Source organism: Pseudomonas sp. SG-MS2, assembly GCF_009933855.1.
GTDB classification, from domain to species: domain Bacteria; phylum Pseudomonadota; class Gammaproteobacteria; order Pseudomonadales; family Pseudomonadaceae; genus Aquipseudomonas; species Aquipseudomonas putida_E.
On record NZ_MOMO01000144.1, the window covers coordinates 1 to 2,841 of the forward strand.

Annotated in this window: 4 protein-coding genes and 1 pseudogene; all 5 read left to right on the plus strand. The window is 48.4% G+C overall.

All coding sequences use genetic code 11. The features are described 5' to 3' along the window. Positions 1 to 690: RHS repeat domain-containing protein (locus BLX42_RS12270; protein WP_256671977.1), on the plus strand; the 690-nt coding region annotated here is incomplete at its 5' end. Then, positions 671 to 991, plus strand: a complete 321-nt coding sequence (locus BLX42_RS12275; protein WP_256671978.1) for an AHH domain-containing protein — start codon at positions 671 to 673, stop codon at positions 989 to 991. The genes BLX42_RS12270 and BLX42_RS12275, both read left to right, overlap by 20 nt. Before the next feature lie 17 nt (positions 992 to 1,008). Further along, a complete protein-coding gene (locus BLX42_RS12280; protein WP_161871858.1) occupies positions 1,009 to 1,518 on the plus strand; it encodes a DUF4303 domain-containing protein in 510 nt (169 codons plus the stop codon). Between the two features lie 335 nt (positions 1,519 to 1,853). Beyond that, positions 1,854 to 1,940 (plus strand): annotated as a pseudogene (locus tag BLX42_RS12285) (RHS domain-containing protein); the annotation flags it as partial. Positions 1,941 to 1,952: 12 nt separating this feature from the next. Then, complete coding sequence (locus BLX42_RS12290) at positions 1,953 to 2,483, plus strand: DUF4303 domain-containing protein (RefSeq protein ID WP_161871859.1); 531 nt, start codon at positions 1,953 to 1,955, stop codon at positions 2,481 to 2,483. Positions 2,484 to 2,841: the final 358 nt, after the last annotated feature.

The following is a 2,841-nucleotide window of genomic DNA, read 5'->3' on the forward strand; positions in this document are numbered from 1 at the left end:
AGGCTCGACTTCAACGCTCGGCAGTTTGAGAAGGTGAAGGACAACCGCATCAAGCGTTGGCGCGATCAGGAGTACCGCTACGATCCGTGGGGCAACCTGATCGAGAAGCGCTCGGGGCATAGCAAGTTGCAGAGCTTTAGCTATGACTGCGAGAACCGGCTGGTTCGGGCGGAGACGCTGGTCAATGGCAAGCTCTGGCGAGGGCTGAGGATGCTGCGTGAGGAGACGCCTGGGCAGAGTATTCTGTATTTCTATGAGCCGGGCAGCTATGCACCGTTGGCTCGTGTTGATCAGGCGGTGGGCCAAGAGCAGAAGGTCTACTACTTCCACACCGATCAGATCGGCACGCCCCTTGAAATGAGCAATAGTGAGGGCGAGATCGTTTGGCAGGCGACGTATCGTTCGTGGGGGGCGATTGAGAGCCTTGCTGTTAATGCGATTGAGCAAAATCTGCGATTCCAAGGTCAGTATTTTGATTACGACACAGGACTTCATTACAACACGTTACGGTACTATGACCCTGAAGTTGGTAAGTTTTTAACGCAAGATCCAATCGGTTTATATGGTGGCTGGAACCTTTATGAGTATACAGCCAATCCATTCACCTGGGTGGATCCCTTGGGCCTGTGCGCCGATACTGTCAAGTGGGGTAATCATCTCAGAAGCATTGGTGGAGGTGAACCCCCCTAAAGGAATGGTCAGGCCGCATGCCCATCACATTGTGTTCAAGAATGGTAAAGACAAAGAGATGCGAGCTATTCTTGATAAGAGTAAGGAAATTCTGGTAAGACATGATATTGATTGGTACAAGGGTAAAAAGAACTTGGTTTGGGTACCCAATACTGGGCACTCAACTGCCAACGCGAGAAAAGTATACGAGGCTTTGGCTAAGGCCGATGCCGGTGGCGCAGGGTCCAGAGATAGCGTAGTCGCAGCTTTAAGAAAAATGGGTCAGCATTTCGCGGACGGTACGATTGATTTATTGCCATAGATGATGAAGGTGAGTATATGGACTGCAAGGATTTGAAAGAAAAAATTAAGGCGGCTACGATTGCCGCTATTAATAGAATGACTAATGAGTTTTCGGGTCATGCAGTTTGTGCGTTTGCTCTTTACTCAGACACAGATGCTCGTACTTTAGCCCCCTCCTTTAATCTGAAGAGCAATTTGGAGGCAATGCAGTCGAGTGACCCAGATGATGCTATATATTATAAGTGGGCGCCAGCGGAGTGGAGCCATGAAGCTTATGCTGCTGAATTGTTTGATGGAATTTCTGAGGAGTTAGCAAGCCTGAGCGATTCCGTAAGTCCAGAGCAAGATTTTGAAGCTCATTGTGAAGGTGTTTTTCAAATGTGCGTAGACGTGTTGGATGAGGTGCGTGCTACGCATTTGTCCGGTAAAATTGTAGTCTTTGCGGTTTCCGATATGGTTAGGCCTGACTGGGAGTGCAAGTGGATTGCCCAGTTGAACTCGGCGGAGGAGGCCAAGGAGTTCGAGTTTTGGATAGATGGTCTCTGACGGTTCACATTTTGATTTAAGCCGTATAATTCAATGTTCTTGGTTTCTGGGTGGTGTTTAGATTAGCGCCCTGTTACAAGATTTGGCGTCATCGATCAAATCAGTTCCACTTTCCATAATGTGTATGTTCTACAGGCCGAATCTAGGTCATGCTCTTTAAAATAGGAGATGATATCTATGGGGCGGTAACCGCCCCAATTTATTGAGATCCACTTAAATCTGCAGTAGGGGTTATGTCGCTGCCATTGCCGCGCTTGAGGTTATCCAAAGCTACGCTTAGTTAGAGGACGAGATTTTCTGTGGCGAAGACGGCATGCCGCATATCATCATCGATGTCCGATCAGATCGGCACGCCCCTAGAAATGAGCAATAGCGAGGGTGAGATTGTCTGGCAGGCGACGTATCGCTCGTGGGGTACTTTGTAGGAGTGGATGATGAACTGGACGGAATTTGAAGGCAAAATTACGCCGCTTGTCAAACAAGCTTTGGATGAGTTGCAGAGGACGCACTCTGACGAGAGATTTTACGCATTTTCTCTTTATACTGACAGCAGTGCAATGACTATTGCCGTTGCAGGCAACTCTCTCGAAGCGTTGGATCTAAAAGTTCAGAAAGAAGATGAGGAGGATCGCGAGGATTCCGTCCCGTATTTCAAGTGGGCTACTTCGGAGTGGGTGTACGAGGGCTGGCGTAGAGATCTGTTTAAAAATGCTTGTAAGGAGTTGAGAGAGGACAGTGAGCGTATTGATATCTCGACCTTCAGGGAGGGGCTTTATTCTGCCATGGCACGAGTTTTAAGTTCGTTGCGAGAGACAGGCTTCTTTCAGAGCTTCTTGGTGACAGAACCTGTTTTGTTTGTTAGCGTTACCGATGATAATGCTGCTGAAGAGCTTGAAAATAGAACGGCTTGCAGGCTTAATTCTTTGGATGTTTATGAAGAGTTTTCAAGCAGGTATGAAGCTTGATCATGTTTTCGTGAGCGTTAGATGATCGGCGGTAAGATGGACTAAAATTTGAGCGATTATAATTGCCGGCCATCCGAAAGTTAAGGTTTATATGTTATGGTTTTGATGTGTGGTTGGAGTGACGCGTAAAAGGTAGCACGGGTTTTGTTCATTAAAATTGAGGGATGAGACATAGAAGTGGCTGCCAACGTTGTCTCAGCCACTTCTTGCGTTTTCTCGCCACCGGGGGCACCCGCGTGCACCTGCATTACGACAACCCGCTGGGCCGGCTGACCGACATCAAGCGGGTGGTGAATAACGAAGCGGTCGAAACCCTGGCTCAATACCGCTACGACGAACACGGCCAGCTCAGCACGGT